The sequence below is a fragment of the Candidatus Hadarchaeales archaeon genome, assembly GCA_038823825.1.
Taxonomy (GTDB): domain Archaea; phylum Hadarchaeota; class Hadarchaeia; order Hadarchaeales; family Hadarchaeaceae; genus JAVZGN01.
Map to the genome: position 1 here is coordinate 19,542 of JAWBCC010000004.1, position 17,074 is coordinate 36,615.

Annotated in this window: 18 protein-coding genes and 1 tRNA gene; 8 read left to right on the plus strand and 11 right to left on the minus strand. The window is 47.1% G+C overall.

Annotated elements, in window-relative coordinates:
- The first annotated feature begins 73 nt into the window (after positions 1-73).
- Positions 74-2,113 (plus strand): LamG-like jellyroll fold domain-containing protein, encoded by a 2,040-nt coding sequence (locus QXF64_04615; protein MEM1689762.1) that lies wholly within the window; start codon positions 74-76, stop codon positions 2,111-2,113.
- Here QXF64_04615 and QXF64_04620 read toward each other — a convergent pair.
- The gene (locus tag QXF64_04620) at positions 2,093-2,518 is read right to left on the minus strand and encodes a YDG/SRA domain-containing protein (protein MEM1689763.1); all 426 of its coding nucleotides are present in this window, start codon (positions 2,516-2,518) and stop codon (positions 2,093-2,095) included. The genes QXF64_04615 and QXF64_04620 overlap by 21 nt on opposite strands.
- Positions 2,519-2,564: 46 nt before the next feature.
- Positions 2,565-3,251, minus strand: a complete 687-nt coding sequence (locus tag QXF64_04625) for a 5-formyltetrahydrofolate cyclo-ligase (protein ID MEM1689764.1) — start codon at positions 3,249-3,251, stop codon at positions 2,565-2,567.
- Positions 3,252-3,351: 100 nt separating this feature from the next.
- Between QXF64_04625 and QXF64_04630 the strand changes: the two genes are divergently transcribed.
- A complete protein-coding gene (locus QXF64_04630; protein ID MEM1689765.1) occupies positions 3,352-4,473 on the plus strand; it encodes an ATP-binding protein in 1,122 nt (373 codons plus the stop codon).
- A 72-nt stretch (positions 4,474-4,545) separates the two neighbouring features.
- Entirely contained in the window at positions 4,546-5,241 is a 696-nt protein-coding gene (locus tag QXF64_04635; protein MEM1689766.1) for a hypothetical protein, read from the plus strand.
- 90 nt (positions 5,242-5,331) lie between these two features.
- Here QXF64_04635 and lysA read toward each other — a convergent pair whose 3' ends face one another.
- A complete protein-coding gene (gene lysA / locus QXF64_04640; protein MEM1689767.1) occupies positions 5,332-6,627 on the minus strand; it encodes a diaminopimelate decarboxylase in 1,296 nt (431 codons plus the stop codon).
- A 105-nt stretch (positions 6,628-6,732) separates the two neighbouring features.
- A tRNA-Leu gene (locus QXF64_04645) sits at positions 6,733-6,820 on the minus strand.
- A 40-nt stretch (positions 6,821-6,860) separates the two neighbouring features.
- Here QXF64_04645 and QXF64_04650 point away from each other — a divergent pair.
- From QXF64_04650 to QXF64_04660, 3 genes are read left to right on the plus strand one after another with little or no spacing between them, the layout of a single operon-like run.
- Entirely contained in the window at positions 6,861-8,030 is a 1,170-nt protein-coding gene (locus QXF64_04650; protein ID MEM1689768.1) for a M28 family peptidase, read from the plus strand.
- Positions 8,027-8,518, plus strand: a complete 492-nt coding sequence (locus tag QXF64_04655) for a metallophosphoesterase (protein ID MEM1689769.1) — start codon at positions 8,027-8,029, stop codon at positions 8,516-8,518. The genes QXF64_04650 and QXF64_04655 overlap by 4 nt, the downstream gene beginning before the upstream one ends.
- 21 nt (positions 8,519-8,539) lie before the next feature.
- A complete protein-coding gene (locus tag QXF64_04660; GenBank protein MEM1689770.1) occupies positions 8,540-9,535 on the plus strand; it encodes an inorganic phosphate transporter in 996 nt (331 codons plus the stop codon).
- 4 nt (positions 9,536-9,539) lie between these two features.
- On the opposite strand, the gene QXF64_04665 is transcribed toward QXF64_04660, so the two are convergent.
- Genes QXF64_04665 through QXF64_04675 form a run of 3 tightly spaced genes read right to left on the minus strand, consistent with a single transcriptional unit; the run spans position 9,540 to position 11,537 of the window.
- A complete protein-coding gene (locus QXF64_04665; GenBank protein ID MEM1689771.1) occupies positions 9,540-10,226 on the minus strand; it encodes a DUF47 family protein in 687 nt (228 codons plus the stop codon).
- A 40-nt stretch (positions 10,227-10,266) separates the two neighbouring features.
- Entirely contained in the window at positions 10,267-10,785 is a 519-nt protein-coding gene (locus QXF64_04670; GenBank protein MEM1689772.1) for a hypothetical protein, read from the minus strand.
- Positions 10,746-11,537, minus strand: a complete 792-nt coding sequence (locus tag QXF64_04675; GenBank protein MEM1689773.1) for an NAD(+)/NADH kinase — start codon at positions 11,535-11,537, stop codon at positions 10,746-10,748. Before QXF64_04675 ends, QXF64_04670 begins: the two co-directional genes overlap by 40 nt.
- 83 nt (positions 11,538-11,620) lie before the next feature.
- Between QXF64_04675 and QXF64_04680 the strand changes: the two genes are divergently transcribed.
- Positions 11,621-12,022 (plus strand): translation initiation factor IF-5A, encoded by a 402-nt coding sequence (locus QXF64_04680; GenBank protein ID MEM1689774.1) that lies wholly within the window; start codon positions 11,621-11,623, stop codon positions 12,020-12,022.
- A gap of 14 nt (positions 12,023-12,036) precedes the next feature.
- Here the strand turns inward: QXF64_04680 and QXF64_04685 are convergent, their stop codons facing one another.
- Both QXF64_04685 and panB read right to left on the minus strand, forming a co-directional pair.
- Positions 12,037-12,228, minus strand: a complete 192-nt coding sequence (locus QXF64_04685; protein MEM1689775.1) for a hypothetical protein — start codon at positions 12,226-12,228, stop codon at positions 12,037-12,039.
- Between the two features lie 15 nt (positions 12,229-12,243).
- The gene (gene panB, locus QXF64_04690) at positions 12,244-13,101 is read right to left on the minus strand and encodes a 3-methyl-2-oxobutanoate hydroxymethyltransferase (protein MEM1689776.1); all 858 of its coding nucleotides are present in this window, start codon (positions 13,099-13,101) and stop codon (positions 12,244-12,246) included.
- A 67-nt stretch (positions 13,102-13,168) separates the two neighbouring features.
- Between panB and QXF64_04695 the strand changes: the two genes are divergently transcribed.
- Positions 13,169-13,867 (plus strand): orotidine 5'-phosphate decarboxylase / HUMPS family protein, encoded by a 699-nt coding sequence (locus tag QXF64_04695; protein ID MEM1689777.1) that lies wholly within the window; start codon positions 13,169-13,171, stop codon positions 13,865-13,867.
- Between the two features lies 1 nt (position 13,868).
- On the opposite strand, the gene QXF64_04700 is transcribed toward QXF64_04695, so the two are convergent.
- Together QXF64_04700 and QXF64_04705 are read right to left on the minus strand one after the other, a co-directional pair.
- Positions 13,869-14,915, minus strand: a complete 1,047-nt coding sequence (locus QXF64_04700) for a phosphotransacetylase family protein (protein ID MEM1689778.1) — start codon at positions 14,913-14,915, stop codon at positions 13,869-13,871.
- A 2-nt stretch (positions 14,916-14,917) separates the two neighbouring features.
- Positions 14,918-17,041 carry an acetate--CoA ligase family protein gene (locus QXF64_04705; protein MEM1689779.1) on the minus strand — a complete coding sequence of 708 codons (2,124 nt, stop codon included), beginning with the start codon at positions 17,039-17,041 and terminating at the stop codon, positions 14,918-14,920.
- Positions 17,042-17,074 lie beyond the last annotated feature (33 nt).

Consider the following 17,074-nt stretch of genomic DNA (forward strand, 5'->3'; position numbering starts at 1 on the left):
AAACGGAAAACCGCTTAACAGACCTTGGCTTTGGCACTGGGAAATAGCCGCCGGCGGAACGCTTGAGCTCTGGATGGGTCCTCAACCGAACTATGAATGGGGGGTCAATCCAGACGACATGCCTCCCTCTGGAGAGTATATTCCATGGACTCCTTTAGAATGTAAGAGTTTAGAGGCGCCTGAAAAAGTAGAAATCGGGAAAAATTTCCAAGCGACAATCAGAGTGAGAAATCCGCTTCCGGCGACCGTTGTCGGATACATCGTTGTAAAAATAGATAACGAAAACATGCTGAAACCTGTGATTGTAAGAGGAGAGGAAAATCTCGTAGTTTTTGACTGTCTGTTCTACCGGGCGGGCGAACATGTTATCTCCGTCGAAAATCATTACGTAATAGTTAGAGCTGAGCCTTTCCCCACTATTTTGAGATTCCCTCCATGGAGAAATGTAACCAAGGGACTTGTGGAGGAAAATAGTTCTCTGAAAATCGAGCCTATTCCGTCACAAATTGTCCGAGATTTGTCGGGGAACGGAAACAATGGAGTATTAGAGATCTCTTCGAACGCAGAACATGAGGATCCGCTAATAGTCAAAGATGGAACGAACTGGGTTTTCGAGTTCAATGGTGTAAACGATATTATAACCGTGCCGTCTTCCTCTTCTCTAAACTTGGGTTCTGAGTTCACGATCTCGGCATGGATATACTACGTGCACACGCCGGGGATTCACAGAATCATCAGTAAGTGGGGTGCGAACTACAGCCAGAAATCCTACCAGCTTTGGATTGCCGGGAGCGGATGGGGAGGACCCAAGGATGAAGTTATCTTGGAAACCCGAGATGGCGGAGTGGTGAACACCAGATACGTGATGCCAAGTGAGGAGTGGCATCTGCTGACATGGGTTCACTCAAGAAGTGATGGATTCGACAGACTATTTATCGACGCCCAGTTGGTTTTCGAGAGAAGCGTAATCGCTGATCCAAGCCCCTCCGATCAATCGCTCGGCCTAGCAGGACAAACAGGAATCGAGCAATCGCGGCGCTTCAACTTCAGGGGCAGGATGGATGACATAAGGATTTATCGCAAGGCTCTGAATTCTCAAGAAATCCAAACTTTATTCTTGGGCGGACTAGTGGAAGACCAAGCGCTTGTTGCTAGGTGGGACGCGGACGATCCCGCCTGCTTCGCAGGTGGTTCCGAAAGCTGGAATTCTGGATGGTTCGAGTTCGGATTTCCTGTCAAACTCATCTCGGTAGAATACGGGGTTGTTCGATCAATTGATGAAAATGTATACCTCACGCTATTATTGGATAACCAGTATGCGGTCGGGGTCTTCGGACCCATTTCTCTCGAAGGAGACAGAAAGATCTGGGTGGAAAACATCATCACAGAGAAGCTGTCTATAATCCTCGAACTTCAGACATCAAATTCGATACATTCGCCTAAAGTTAGAAATTTCTCCTTGGCAATGGAACCAGCTGAAGCTGCCCGCTTCATTTTCGAGAATCTAAACGTAGAACCACATGAGGTTCTTTCAGGAGAACCTGTGACGATTTTCGTTGACATCAAAAATGTTGGAGATCTCGCCGGCACTTGCAGGATTGAACTTCTGATCGACAACGATGTTATCGACAATATCGACATCACACTGCAGCCAGGAGAAGCTAGAAGGGTGTATTTTACTCAGAGCCTAACGACGCCCGGAAAGCATACGGTTACCATCGGGGAGCTGAGTGTAGAATTCAATGTAGTCTCCTTTGAGACGAAATTCATCATTCTCGGATTGAATGTTTCAAAAGAGAGGGTGAAGAAAGGCGAAAAGCTTGAAGTGATCGTGGTTGTTAAAAATTCTGGTAACACTTCTGGCACTTACGAAGTTATTCTGAAAGTGGATGGTGTGCAGGTTGAAAATATGCTTGTCTCGCTCGGCCCTTCCGAAAACATTGAAATCAGTTTTCGGATTCGAATTTACAAAGCTGGAAAACATGTCGTTTCTGTCGATAATCTGGCCGAAGAGATCAACGTGTACGAGGAAAAAGATCTGACCTCAATAGTCGTGGGGGTTGCTGCAGCGCTTCTTGCAATCGCGCTGGGCTTAAAGTTCTTTTTCCGCTAGCAACCTGAATTTGAAAACATAACGTCCGTCCTTTCGTATGCGCCAGGCGTCGACCAATCTGAAAAATCCATGATATTTCCAGATTCCCGGGGCGATCTTCTCATAAACTTTTACCCGCTCTGCTTTTCTTTTACCCAATTTAAAGGCCTTCACGGCCTCAAAGAAAAGACCGTTCTGCGTCAGCTTTCTGGATTTCGTCGTATACGGTTGGTCTATGCTCTTTGGGTCTGGACATCCTTTTCTCCTGAAGGCATTATGACCTTCATAAATGAGAATCTTGCCCGCTTCTTCCCAAAAATCCTCATAGGGTACATCTGATGAAGTATTCATCAAGATCACGCTGTAGTTTTTCTTCAACCGATAGTACATTCCACGGCGCAATCTTTTGCCTTCACGGCTACACATTTCTTGATAGGATATCTGCACAATTCTTGGATGTATTTTAGATTGTTTAAATCGATTTATGATGCAGAATACGCAGGAGTGGTATTTCCTCCATTTGATTTCGACCTACCATCTCCCAGATGATTCCTCTAGGCTTTGGATGTTTTTTCTCGGTCTCGATTAGGCGTTCGGGTGTGGCGATGATATCGACCGGAACATCGTGAGGCTCAACCGGTACGCTCTCCACGATCTGCAGCTCGTGGACGGTTGTGGCAACTGGTGTGCTTTCTTCGGCAGCTCCACATTCCCTCAGAATTGCAAACTCTAGATCTCCGAATCCCCCTCCTTTCCCGATTCTCCCACCACTCAAATCTACAGCAACTGAACCTTCCACAATGAGGTCCACTTTCAGATCCCATGGCATTATCTCCCTTCCGAATTTCATCGCTCCGCCTATCGTTGCGGCCTCGCGCGGATTTACGGCTCCGGAAACCTCGATAAAACCTATGCGCAATCTGGGGGAAGCCATCACAAGTCTTTTTCCGTCTATCAGCACGGCTTGCCTAACCGGAAGTTGTGGAGAATCTGGACTGACCAAGACGACCTCTGCACATCGGTACTGTCTTGATGAGCAAAGCCGTTCAGCGGCTTTCTCACTCCCGATGAAGTTAGGAATCCTGCCCTCCACCGGTTTCGGGAATCTCGCAACCCCGGTCTCTTCGAGAATCCTCCAGATTTTCCTTCGGATTTCCATCTTCTGAGACCTCATCCTATAATACTCGACGCAAATGGAGGAGTTTTGTTTAATTAAACCAAAAGGTATAAATAAAGGTATTATACCAAAAAGTATACTGATGGGTATAAAACCTGCGGAGGAGCTGGGAAACCCGTTCTCGTACGGGAAAGCGGTGAGTGGAAAGCAATTCATCAACCGTGAGAAAGAACTCGAAGAACTGAAAGCCCACGTGAAATCTGGAAAGAGCGTGATAATCTATTCCTCCCGCGGCATGGGGAAAACCTCTCTGCTTAAAGAGTTCTTCAGAAGACTGAACAAACCGTACGTTCCGATCTTGATTGACATGTTCGGAACCCCGAGCAGAGAGATCTTGGCCAGAACGCTTGTAGAGAATGTTGCGAATTCCGTGTATGGAACTCTTGAAAAAATAAGGAAATCTCTGGGCGATTTTCTCCGAAGAACGAAGATAGACATGGTTCTCACTCCGGACGGTAAAATCAGGTTTGAATTCTCCAGGACCCCCGTGCAGGAAGATATCAGCGAGGTTTTGGATCTGCCTGAGAGAGTTGCTGAGAAGCATGGACTGCAAATCATCTTGGCCTTTGACGAATTTCAGGAGATAAGAAATTTAGACGGTGAAGAAATGGAAAAACTCATGAGGTCGAGATTCCAGCACCATAAGAATGTAGTTTACATCTTTACTGGAAGCAGAAGACATCTCTTGGATGAAATATTCAGCGAAGAACGCAGGGCCTTTTACAGATTCGGCAGACCCATGGAACTGGGACCAATTCCGCGAGATGAGTTTTCACGTTACATAACCGACTGCTTTGAGAGAACTGGTGGGAGAATAAGCGGGGAAGCGGTTGAGCGTATACTCGAGATAACAGGATGTCATCCGTCCTTCACTCAGCAGCTTTGCTATGAACTCTGGTTTATGTCGAGAACGGTCGAGGAAAAATCGACCGTGGAGAAAGCCGTCGAAAACATAATTTTCCACGAGAGGATTCACTACTTGCAAATTTGGGAAAATCTGACATATTTGCAGCGCAGACTTCTGGAAGGTCTCGCAAAGGAAGAGATCGGACCATACTCAATGGAGTTTATCTCGAAGTACGGCTTGAGATCACCCGCCCATGTGAGGAAAGCCCTCAAGTTGCTCGAAAAGCGCGGTCTCGTCGAGAAAAACAAGATCTCGGACATTTTCTTTAGGGAATGGATCAAAAGAGGCATGCCATGAAAACGTGCCTTCACTCTCGGGATTTAATGTATCATTGTAATAATTTAAAAATCCAGTTTTTTTGAAGAGAGCATGCTGACGAAGTATGCGGCAACTGTCAAAAACCTCAGAGGGGTCCTCCTTTTCTTTGAGCAAGAGGATGCGGCCAGCAGCATCGAGTGGTTGATGAAACATTTCCGCTATCGGAATCTTGGAATTCCGCCGAGTCTCGGAGAAAAAATCGAAATCAAAAAGCCTTTTGTCGAGCTCATCTATCCGAGCGGAGAACTCAAAAAACTCGTTGAGCTTCTGACAAACATGAGAATCGAAAGAAACGCAGCGGAAGCAGTTGTGCTCGCCTCGGCTTATATCAGTCCCATTTTTGCCCTTGATGAGAAATCTGTGCGTTTTCTTAGACCTCTCGAGGCAGGAAGCGTGCGGACGTCGAAAAAACTAACGAACAGAGATATGAAGCTTCATCTGCGGATTGCTGACTACACGGTGCTAGACTTCTACAGCTGGAGTGTGGAGAACGCGGAAAGATTTTGGACATGCCATGAGGTCGAAAAGCTGTTGAATGAAAGAAAGAAGAAAATTGAAAAGGATGCGAAAAGGTACTGGAGAATCAGCGGAGAAGGGAAGAAATTTCTCATGTATCTCGACTCCCTGCAGTTCATATGTGAGAGGAAAGGTCTGGAGAAATTAAGAAAGCTTGATCCCTCTTGGGCTTCAGCGGGACTCGCTATTGGAGCAGCCATTTGTACTCCTAAAGAGTTTATCCACGAATGACCTGTATCACCCACCATCAAAATTTGAATCTCTCAATGACGGATGTTTGGTATTTAACCTTTGTAAAGAAAGATTTCTCTGCTACTTTGATTATTTCTGAATGATGTCCCTCGCGATGAGATCTCTGTACTGCTCTGCTTCCCTGATTAGGCGATGCCTGCCGTTGCTGACGAGAACAATGGGTGGTCTCGGTCTCATGTTGTACTGGTGGGATAAGCTGGTTGTGTAAGCGCCCGCACAGAAAACGGCAAGAATATCACCCTCCTCGACCGGAGGGAGCCTGACGTTCCGACCGATGACGTCACCACCGAAGCAGAGAGGACCAGCGATGTTCACTCTTTCCCTCGGTTTCATTACAGCTTTGTTTGCGAGAATCATTTTGAACCTGTACACGCCCATAGCTGCTCTGAGAAGAATGTTCGATCCTCCGTCGACAATCACCCATTTGCTCCCGTCGGGCGTTCTCTTCACGACACCAACTTTGAGAAGACAGACGCCTGCGTCGGCTAGAATATATCGCCCGGGCTCGAAGATGAGAAGAGGCTCGCTCAACCCGTACTTTTTCACGTTCGATTTCACGGCTGAGATGACCGCTTCTGCATATTCTTCAGCCGTTGGTGGATGCTCTCCCTCGTACTCCACGCCGAGACCTCCACCGAGATCAACCAGCCCAAGCTTGATTCCGCTTTTGCTCAGATCCGCTAGAAGACGGAAAATTCTGTTTATCGCGAAAACAAAAGGTCGCGTAGAGGTGATTTGAGAACCAATGTGCATGTGTACCCCTTTGAGAGAGATGTGTTTCGATCCGGCCGCTCGCTCGAAAGCCTTCCTCGCCTCTGGAATGTGGATCCCGAAATGGCTGTACTCCGCTCCCGTTACGAGATCCCTGTGCGTCCGGACTTTCACACCCGGATTAACCCTTATGCAGATGTTGGCGAGCCTGTTAAGCCGTTTGGAGATTTTCTCAAGCTTCTCAAGTTCGGAGAGAGAATCCACGTTTATTAGAATCCCTTTCTTCACTGCCAGCTCTAGTTCCTCCTGGCTCTTGTTCGCACCGTTGAAGACGATATCCTCAGGCTTAGCACCAATCCTGAGCGCGCTTAGGAGTTCATACTCAGAGACTACCTCAAAACCGGCTCCTTCTTCCTTGAGGATTTTGAGAATGGCTAAAGAGGGATTTGCCTTCACCGCGTAGCAGACCTTAACCTTCTCGTACCTTTTCTTCAGGGCGCCTAGAAACTCCCTGAAGCGTTTTCTAACACGCTGCTCGTTTATAACGAAGAGGGGGGTTCCATATTTTTCTGCGAGTTCGAGAGCGTCAACTCCGCCGATTTTGAGATAACCGTCCTCCCCGTATTCAAGATGATTTCTGATCGTCCAGCTCATTCATGAACATTCCGCGTGAAGTTTAATCAGGTTTTCGAAATCTCCGGAGTTTTCAATTTAGACTAATGTCTCTGCCAAATTTTTGCTTTTCTTGTCTTCCGAAAGTGGTGCGGGGGAGGGGATTTGAACCCCCGAACCCCTTCGGGACCAGATCTTGAGTCTGGCGCCTTTGACCTGGCTCGGCCACCCCCGCCCAATTAATTTTTTCATACTTGCGGTTATAAGTTCTCCAGATGCCGTTCGAAACTTCGAAGGCTTTTGAACACATCGACAGACTTGCCTACGGGATAGGCCCCCGCATCTCGGGAACAAGAGGAGAATCCCTATCTGCAGATTACATCCAAAATTATCTCAAATCAATCGGACTTGAAACCCGCAGGCAGGTCTTCATCTTCACAGACAGACGTGCGAGGAGAAAAATCTTCTCAATCATCCTGGCAGTCTCCCTCCCGTTCATGCTCCTCTTCCCACCTGAGATATCCATCCCCATGTGGTTTTCCTTGCTTGCTCTCACCTTTTTCGCGCCGCTACCACGCAGGCGTGGAATAAATATAATCGCCAGAATTCGTGGAAAACCTCCGGTCGTCGCCCTGTCAGCCCATCACGATTCTGCAAAACGCTCAAAGATTAAGAAGAAGCTATTCCCGATCTCGATTTCCATCGCGACCATCGCCGTCCTCATCCGTCCAATCTCTGCATACTGGGCCTTGCTCTGGCCACCCTGCTTCATTCTTTTAGCCGTGAACGCTCTCTTCATGCTCAAACGCGAAGAGCTTTCACCAGGCGCGAACGACAATGCGAGTGGCGTAGCCGTCCTCCTCGAAGTCGCCAGATGTCTCCGTGAAATTCAAGATCCGCCCGAAGTTTTCTTTCTCTTCACCGGAGCCGAGGAACAGGGGCTCGAGGGCATGAAAAACATTCTCAAGGAGAAAATTATTCCGAGAGGAACACCAATCTTAAACATAGACACCGTGGGCTTTGGAAGTCAGATTTACTTCATCGAAGGGAACGGTCTTCATAGAAGACTGACGACAAGTTTTGAATTGAACAAAAAACTGGAGGAAACTGCTGCCAGACTCCAACTCAAAATCCTTCCTTGGTGGTCTGTCTACGCCAAACATGACCACATGCCTGCGATATCAGCCGGCCATCCTTCTACCACCATTACCCTTGACAGCCCCGACCAACAGACCGACAAAAAGGCTGTGGAAAAAGGTCTGATAAACGCCAAAAAAAGGAGCTATAAGTGGTTGCACACGAAAGACGATCTTCCGGACAAGTTGGACGTAAACGCGGTTGAAACGGCTGGAAATCTGATCCTCGAGTTCCTAGGCGTTAGAACACAGCAGACTCAACTTGATTTAAGCAAATCAGAGAATGTTGAAATGGAGGTGAAACCGTGAAAATCGGGATAATCTCCGACACACACGATAGACTCGAAGCTGTCGAAAAGGCCGTTGACCTCTTTAACACCGCTGGTGTCGAGGTCGTCCTACACGCCGGCGATCTCGTCTCCCCTTTTGTGGTTCCGAGACTCGCAAAGCTAAAAGCAAAACTCTACTACGTCTGGGGAAACAATGACGGTGATAGGCTGCTCGTCAGCAAAAGAATGGCCGAATTCGGGATGGAGCCGCCCACGGAGATAGCCCTGCTGAACATTGCCGGAAAGAGAATCGCTCTCCTACACGGAACTAGCGAACTCATCGTTGAGGCTCTGGCTAAATCTATGCAGTTTGACATCATTGTCAGGGGACATACGCACAAGGCAGAGGTCATACGGGGAAACTGCCTCGTCATAAACCCCGGGGAAGCCTGCGGCTACTTGACGGGTAAAAGAACGGTAGCAGTTCTTGAAACAGATACAATGGACGTTCAGCTTCTCGAAATCTAAACTTCGGGAGGTAAGTGATCCTTGATAGAAATAGCGATAGTTGCTCTCGGCTTCTTCGTAGCTTGGAACATCGGAGCGAACGATACCGCAAACTGCATAGGCACGGCTGTAGGTAGCGGGATAATAACAAAAAAACGTGCTCTTCTAATCGTCGCCTTTTTTGTTCTACTGGGAGCCTCTCTCGAAGGCTGGAAAAACATGAAGACCGTTGGGGAAGGAATTCTGATACCCGGAGTCGGTGGAAATCCGCTTGCAGATCCTTCTCTCTCCTTTCTCGTTATCGCTATACTAGCTGCGGCAGGTTCCTGGGTTCTTCTCGCAACTTTCTTTGGGATGCCGATCTCAACATCCCAGTCCATGATCGGAGCAGTTTTAGGAAGCGGAATCTTCCTCTCCCTAACCCGCCCGGAAATCGGAGTCGGCGTCAACTATCGGAAAATAGGCGGAATCGCTCTCTCTTGGGTTTTAAACCCGATGTTCGCGGCTTTAATCGCGACGCTCCTGATGATCATTCTACGAAGTCTCATAAGAACAACAAGAGGTCTGCTCGCGATCAACAGAATCCTGACCATCCTCATCTTAATTTCCGCAGCCTACAGCGCCTATACTCTTGGAGCAAACGACGTTGGAACATCGACTGGAGTGATATACGCCAAAATGGGGTGGTCGACGAGATTAACAGCAGTCTTCGGAGCTCTGGCTTTGATCGTTGGTGCGATAACTTTCAGCTCCAGAGTTATAGGAACTGTAGGGAAAGGAATAGTTCCCCTTGACGCCATCAGCGCCTTTGCTGCACAGTTCGGGGCAGCCATGACAGTCTGGTTTTTCGTTCAGCTGGGAATTCCTGTTTCAACTTCGCAGGCGCTCGTAGGTGGCATCGCAGGCGTTGGTCTTGCGAAAAGGTCTTCGATGATAAACAAGCGAAATCTCTTGAAAATCTCGGTGGCTTGGGTGGCTACACCATTAATTGTCTGCTTGATATCCCTTCTGTTCTGCCAACTTTTCTCGTTGGTATAGATTTTCATGTCGTGAGTGTTAATCCGAGAATAGCTATGGAATCGCTCATGTCCTCCGCTCTGTCGGCTATATTTCCCATTCTTCTTATTATTTCCGCAAGCTGTACAACGCTTAACGGTTTGAATAGTTTCTCCATCTCGTAAAGTTCCTCAACTATCTCGTGCTCTATCAAATCGACCTCGTGTTCTAGGTCATCCACACTCCTCGCGATTCTGATCGCTTCATCCACATTTCTCTCCAGAGCTTTCACAGAATTGCTGAGCATTTCCGCCGTCTGCGTTATAACGCCGGCCATCGTCATAAACTTCTCCTTCCATTGAGCTACTCGCTTATTTTTCGCCGAGAGCGATTTTAACTCCTTAATCAGACTCTCCCTGAGAAGAAGAGTACGCATTGCACCCTCCGCCGTGTCCGCTACCCTGTCTAACCTCTCCGCCAACCACGCCAAGTCCCCTCGGAAAGCCGGGATGAAAGCTCCTCTTGTGAGCAGAGTGATAAAATCCCTTCTACCCTTGTCCGCTCTTGTCTCTAAGCTTGAGAGTTCCCTTCCAAGCTTTTCCGCCTTTTCCAAGTTCCACTCTTTAAAGTAAGCCCGCACAACCTCCTCGAACTTCTTAACAACCTCCAGAACTATCTCCGAGTTGTTCTTCAAAATCTCAAAAGCTTGCTTTTCCAGTTTTCCACCAATCACGAGATCACCTCAGTCCAATCACCATTTTGAGCCGCATCTTTTATAACCTGCGCCTCTTCTTCACTCTTTTGGAAAGAACATGCCCGCAGACCTCGCACACCTTGTTTTTTCTTTCGTAAACTCTGCCACAGCTCGGACAGAATTTTTCCCACTCCCTAACTTCTTTTATTCCTTCCGTTGTGATCGGTCTGATCGAAACTCCCATGATCGCCGCCACATTCTGAAGCGCGTAATCGTCCGTAACAAGCGTTGCCTCAAGGTCTAACGCCAGAGCTAGCAGCTTTGCATCGGTTTCGGATATTACGTTGCACGTTCTGACACAAATTTCTTTGACCTTCTCTAGCGAACTCTCGGAAGGGGAAAGAATCTTTACGGTTCCAGAAAGAAGCCCAGCTTCCAACCTAGACTTCGTTAACAGACCCTTCGCCTCATTCAAAACTTCATCAATCGTGAAAAACTCTCCCCTTCCGGTTAAAACTAAACCGCCCACCAGCGCAGAGGTGTCAAGTACATACCTTTTCACAGAATCTTTTCCAGACTCCGGCAAAATTCTCCCCATTTGAAAAACTTTGCCCCACTCTCAGATGCAGATATTTTTACCACACTTCCGTGGGGTAGCCTTGCTCTCTCCAGCCCGTCTACTATCAAAAGCCCCTCCTGCCCGGGCAAACAAACTTCGACATCAACTCTGCTTTTAGCTGGGAGCACTATGGGCGGGATAGGCTTGCTGGATGGGCAAATTGCTGTGACCACAATGCATTCCACGCCCGGGAATATTATCGGACCTCCCGCAGCTCTGGTGTACGCGGTACTTCCTGTGGGAGTTGAGACGATGACACCATCTCCACGGAAACTGAATATCTTTTTACCATCGACAGAGACCTTCAGCGTGACAGTTTTGCCCGGAACTGCGGAAAATATCACGACATCGTTCAATGCCTCGGGAATTTTCTCACCGAATTCAACCTTCAGCCTGGTTCTCTCCACAACTTCAAGCTTTTTCTCCAGCAATAGCTCAACGGCGCGCTCAGCCTCGTCTTTTTTCACTTCCGCCAAGAATCCCCGATCGCCCATGTTGATGGCAAGGATGTGCGCGTCTTGAGCCAGGGCATGCGCCCTTAGAACCGTCCCGTCACCTCCGAGCGTTATCACAACTTCCGCCTCTGAGATATCCGAAGCTTTCTCACCCAGAGCTCGTGCAGTTCTTTCGTCAAATAACAGCTCATGCAGCGCTGGGATTTTCTCTTTCAATTTTTTCGCCAATCTGACAGCTTCCTCTATTAGCGGATTTATCACGATTCCGATTTTCATCAAGCCGTAATATGCTTAGAAGAATATTAAACTCTCGGAACTTCAGCAAACTTTTAAAGACACAAAAAAGGAAAGAAAAAGAGGTGAACAAAGTGGGAGTCGAAATCACGGAAGTCGGAAAACTGAAGGAAGGAAGGTTTGTCGTGATAGACAACGAGCCCTGCAGAATAGTTGGTTTTACAACCTCTGCCCCGGGAAAGCACGGACACGCGAAAGCAAAGATCGACGCGATAGGTATCTTTGACGGTCAAAAACACACGATCGTGAAGCCAACGAGCGCCAAAATCGAGGTCCCAATAATCGAGCGTGGAACCGCGCAGGTTCTTGCAGTTGTTGGAAATAATGCCCAGTTGATGGACCTCACGACATACGAAACTTTTGAGCTACCGATTCCCATGAACCTACGCGGAGAAATCAGAGAAGGGGTGGAAATAGAGTACATTCAAGCTCTCGGGAGAAGAAAAATTGAAAGAATAAAAACTTGAAAAATTCTTGAGTTCTACAGATCGCAGGCTCTCAATGTCTTTCTGTTGTTTTCTGAAGCTCTCTTAGCAGCTTTCTTAACAGCATCTTCAATCATGCTGTCCAATCCCTTAAAGAAGTCCTCGCTCGCTCTGACTCGCAGTTTCTTTAGAAGCTCTCTAACAGCAGATTTCACAACATATGCCACAACATCACCTCTGATTTTCACTAGATTTCGGGTTATTTAAAGATGCCGTGTTTTGAGCCAGGAAATGAATTTTTCCTCCTCTTCGGCGGGCATTGAATAGCTGTGCTCCATCGTTGGAAACTTCTTTTCTTTGGTCTCCTGTCTAAATTCTCTCAGCGCTCTTGAAATCTCCTTTCCAACTTCTGCATATTTTTTAACAAATTTCGGGACCTTTTCCGTTACCCCAATCAAATCGTGGAGAACGAGCACCTGACCATCACAATAAGGACCAGCTCCACAACCAATCGTCGGTATACGTAATCTCTCCGTTATAGCCTTCGCCACCTGCCAAGGAACACATTCAAGAACCAGACAGAAAACTCCTACCTTTTCGAGGAGTAGCGCATCTTCCACAAGCTTTTTTGCGGCCTCAAGACTTTTTCCCGCAACCCTATAACCGCCGATCTCCAAAACCCATTGAGGCGTTAGCCCGATATGTCCCATAACGGGAATACCGGCTTCAACTATCGCACGAATTCTCTCAACCATCGCCCCGCTTCCCTCTACCTTGACGGCGTGCGCGCCCGCCTCCTTGACAAATCTTCCAGCATTTTTAACAGCTTCCTCGCTGCAGGTTTGATATGACATGAAAGGCATGTCTCCAACAACCATTGCGCGATTTGCTCCCCGCGCAACTCCCCTCGTGTGATGGAGCATTTCATCCATTGTCACACCGAGTGTGTTCGGTAAGCCGAGAATAGGCCCAGCCAAAGAGTCCCCAACCAAGATCACGTCCACGCCACACTCATCGGCGATCTTCGCAGTGATGTAATCGTAAGTGGAGATCATAACTATGGGCTCGCCGCGTTCCTTCATGTCCAGCAGAGTTTCCGGTATCACTCTTTCCGTTTTCATTCCGGTCATTATCCTCTTCCCGGCACTTACCTTTTAATTTTCTGCTATCTTAAACATACTTGGTAGAATGGAAAGTCGAAATCCACTCGGGCTGATTTCTCCTCCAGAGTTACAGGTTGCCTTGGATCTCGATACCGACATGAAAACAATTATGGAGATCGCCGGCCTAGTTTACTCGGCTGGAGCCAGAATAATCGAAGCCGGAACTCCAGCCATTAAAAGGCATGGAGCAGACAACCTCATTCCCGCTCTTAGAGTGGCGGCCCCCGATGCGATAATCGTGGCCGATTTGAAAACAATGGATGCTGGAGACTTGGAGGCGCGCATAGCTTTTAGAGCCGGTGCGGATATCGTCGGTGTCGCAGCAATAGGAAATGAGGAAAAAATAATCGAGGCAATGGACGAGGCTCTCCGGTGGAACAAAGCAATCCTCGTGGACCTGATTGATTGTCCAGATCCGCTCGGAACCATTATGAAAATCAAAAATTTTCTCGGACCAAATTCGTCAAGAGCGATTTTCTGTCTACACATCGGGATAAGCCTGCAGAAGAAAGGTTACCGCGTAAGTGATCAAATGGAAGTCATCAAAAGAGCGAAAATTCTGGCGGCTCCCTCTTTTTTAGCCGTGGCGGGTGGAATAAAAGAGGAGACGGCGGGCAGCTTGGCCAGCGCAGGCGCAGATATTTGTATTGTAGGAAGCGCGATTTATAAGTCAAGCGAGCCGGCTGAAGTAACCAGACGGATTTTACGAGAGATAAAGAAATAACTCAACCAATTATTTTTTCCCATCTGACGTTTTCCTCAAAGAGTTCCTGGGCAAGTCCTTGTCTAATCTTATCGTCCGGTCTTATTTTTCCAACAATCTTGTGGATTCTCTGCAGTGTTGTGTATGTATCGTGGGGTACGAGAATTATCGGGACTTTTTGCTCATCTGCACGGGGAAGAACTTTGACGCTAGGTCTGAGATTTCCCGTTACAATTATGGCGGAGGTGTCTGTCTCAAGCGCTGCTGAGATGATATCCGTTCTGTCTCCACCAACTATAACAAGCTTGTCCTTAACTCTCTGGAAGTATCTGAGCGCGCTATCCATTGTCATTGCTCCGATCAAAAAGCTTCTGACTAGCCTATTCATGCCCTCACGTCCAGCCAAAATCTCGCCGCCTATTTCTTCATAAATTTCCATAACTCTGGTTGCTCCGAGAGTATCATTTTCTGGAACCGAGCCCAACACTTCCAATCCATTCTTTTCTAAGATTGAACGAGCGTTTTTCTCCACGCTGGTGTTTTCCACCGGAACCTTATTTAAAACCACACCAATAATGTCTACGCCCTGCACTCTGCAATAATCTGCAAAAAGCAAAACATCGTCCAGGAATGAAGAGCTCGTCAAGCTGGTTACAAATAGTATCTTGGCCCCGATGTCCTTAGCGATTCTAGTCACTGAACATTCAATTGAGAAACCGCCAGAGAAGAAATCCGGACCGTCTATAAAAAGGATATCTTTCCCCCTAGAAATAAACCTGTAAGCCTCGATTATTTTCTTGTATACTTCTGGAGACAATCTGTCAATTTTTCCAACCAACCCAAATTTATCGAGCGTAACCGGAGAAATTGACTCCATTTCCTCCTCCAAATCCAAAATCTCTTTCATGTTACGTACATCATCATCAATAGAGTCTTCAGATATAGCATAGCCAATGGGTTTGAAGTAGCCGATCTTTTTCCCCATATTTTTAGCCTTTAAAGCCATTGTCATTATAAAAGTGGTCTTGCCGCTGTACTCGGTTGGAGAAACCACATAGAGTACCCGCACGCTTATTCCCTCCTTATCTTTCCAACCGTGACTCTTATATCTGCTGCTATGCAGCCTCTCCCTTCTTCATAAACGAAGAGTGGATTCGCCTCTATTTCTTCTATTTCTTCCACAGACGTTACAAGCTCCGATATCCGAAGAATTATTTTGACTATCGAGTCTATATCAGACGGTTTTTCTCCACGTATGCCTTTCAAAAGTGTAAAAGCTTTGGTTTCTTTGATGAGTTCTCTTGCCTCCTCTTCTGTCAGAGGACAAAGCCTGTATGAGACATCACGCAAAAAGTCAACATATATTCCTCCTAATCCGAACATAACGACTGGACCAAACTGAAAATCTCTAATCGAACCAACAATAACCTCTTTCGCTGGAGGAAGCATTTTGCAGATTTGAACTCCCAATATCTTTCCTCCCGGAATGGCTGTGCGAGCTCTTCCGATTATTTCTTCATAATACTTTCTGACTTCTTCTGCAGATCGAACATTCAAAACAACACCTCCTATATCAGTTTTATGAACAACTTCCGGAGATACGATTTTCATGACAACTGGATATCCTATTTCTTCGGCTGCCATTACTGCTTCTTCCGGACTCCTAACCAGTCTCATGGCCGGCGTTGGTATCCCACATGCTTCCGCCAGCTTGAAGCTCTCATCCACGGTAAGATTTGCTCTTCCTTCTTCTCTGGCTTTCTTCACTATTTCTCTGACAACTTCCAAGCTTAACCCAAGCGGAGTAGGCTCTGGCGGAGGTGATCGGCTTGAATACTCATACATCTTCGCTAAAACTAGAATCGCAGATTCCGGAAATGCGAAGTTAGCCAATCCACTATCCTCTAAAATTTGAACTGTCTCCTTTCCGACACCCATGAAAATTGGAATTATGGGTTTGTCGGGAAAGATTTTTCTAACGTTTGCGATTTCCTTAGCAATTTTTTCCACCGGTGTCATCGCTTGGGGTGTGACAATTACTAAAACTGCGTCCACCCTTGCACTGGAAAGACATAACTCCAGAACTCTCCGATACCGATTTTCATCAGCGTCTCCCAAAACATCGATCGGGTTGTGGATAATGGCATGTGGCGGTAACGATTTCTCTAGTTTCTCCTTGATGTCTTCCTCCAAGAGCGGTAACTCTAGTCCAAGGCGTTCGCACGCGTCCGCAGCCAGGACTCCTGGTCCACCACCGTTCGTCAGCACTAGTACTCTTTTGCCCTTGGGTAGAGGTTGTGTTCCAAAACCGACAACGATATCAAAAAACTGCTGTAAGGTCTCGGCCCGTATTATACCGGTCTTCTTGCAAACTGCAGAGAAAACCGCGTCAGAACCGGCAAGAGAACCCGTATGTGACAGAGCAGCCCTTACTCCGGCTTCCGTGACTCCCGATTTTAAAACCACTATCGGCTTCAAGCGCGAAACCTTGCGACAAACCTCGACAAATCTCCTACCTTCCTTAACCCCCTCTATATAAAGTCCAATCACTTTTGTTTGTTTATCTTCGGAAACTGCCTCTATGAAATCTGCAAACGTTAAATCTGCCTCATTGCCCACGCTTATGAAGCTTGCTATTCCAATTTTCATCTGAAGCGCCCAATTAAGGATTGCGCTACCCAGAGCCCCGCTCTGCGATATTAAAGTAATATTTCCAGCTTTGGGGAATCCCGAGCTAAAAGAAGCATTCACTCTCGTTGTAGTGTTTATTAGTCCAAGACAGTTTGGCCCTAACAGACGTACTCCATAATTCCTACACGTTTCAACGAGTTCTTTTTCGAGTTTCAATCCTTGAGGTCCGATTTCACTGAATCCGGCTGATACCACCACTATTCCTTTTACCCCCTTGCGTCCACAATCTCTGGCAACATCTGGAACCAGTGGGGCTGGAACCGAGATTATAGCTAGATCGACCTTTCCCGGCACGTCCAGAATGTTTCCATAAGTCTTGACTCCTAGGACATCCGTAGCTTTGGGATTAATCGCATAAAGCTTACCCCCAAAACCAGCCTCTATCATGTTTTTTAGGATTTTGTGACCGACCTTATTGGGATCCCTGCTTGCACCAATCACCGCCACGGAGCTTGGAGCAAGGAAAGCCGAAAGGTCTATTTCAATCACCTCATCATTATGCATTACATCTAACCTAAATAACTCGACTGAAATTAT

Bases quoted from the DNA above. Each gene is read 5' to 3' on its own strand.
- QXF64_04615 (MEM1689762.1), top strand. From the start codon at position 74: ATGGGTCCTCAACCGAACTATGAATGGGGGGTCAATCCAGACGACATG.
- QXF64_04620 (MEM1689763.1), bottom strand. From the start codon at position 2,518: ATGTGTAGCCGTGAAGGCAAAAGATTGCGCCGTGGAATGTACTATCGG.
- QXF64_04625 (MEM1689764.1), bottom strand. From the start codon at position 3,251: ATGGAAATCCGAAGGAAAATCTGGAGGATTCTCGAAGAGACCGGGGTT.
- QXF64_04630 (MEM1689765.1), top strand. From the start codon at position 3,352: ATGGGTATAAAACCTGCGGAGGAGCTGGGAAACCCGTTCTCGTACGGG.
- QXF64_04635 (MEM1689766.1), top strand. From the start codon at position 4,546: ATGCTGACGAAGTATGCGGCAACTGTCAAAAACCTCAGAGGGGTCCTC.
- lysA (MEM1689767.1), bottom strand. From the start codon at position 6,627: ATGAGCTGGACGATCAGAAATCATCTTGAATACGGGGAGGACGGTTAT.
- QXF64_04650 (MEM1689768.1), top strand. From the start codon at position 6,861: ATGCCGTTCGAAACTTCGAAGGCTTTTGAACACATCGACAGACTTGCC.
- QXF64_04670 (MEM1689772.1), bottom strand. From the start codon at position 10,785: ATGGGGAGAATTTTGCCGGAGTCTGGAAAAGATTCTGTGAAAAGGTAT.
- QXF64_04675 (MEM1689773.1), bottom strand. From the start codon at position 11,537: ATGAAAATCGGAATCGTGATAAATCCGCTAATAGAGGAAGCTGTCAGA.
- panB (MEM1689776.1), bottom strand. From the start codon at position 13,101: ATGAAAACGGAAAGAGTGATACCGGAAACTCTGCTGGACATGAAGGAA.
- QXF64_04695 (MEM1689777.1), top strand. From the start codon at position 13,169: ATGGAAAGTCGAAATCCACTCGGGCTGATTTCTCCTCCAGAGTTACAG.
- QXF64_04705 (MEM1689779.1), bottom strand. From the start codon at position 17,041: ATGCATAATGATGAGGTGATTGAAATAGACCTTTCGGCTTTCCTTGCT.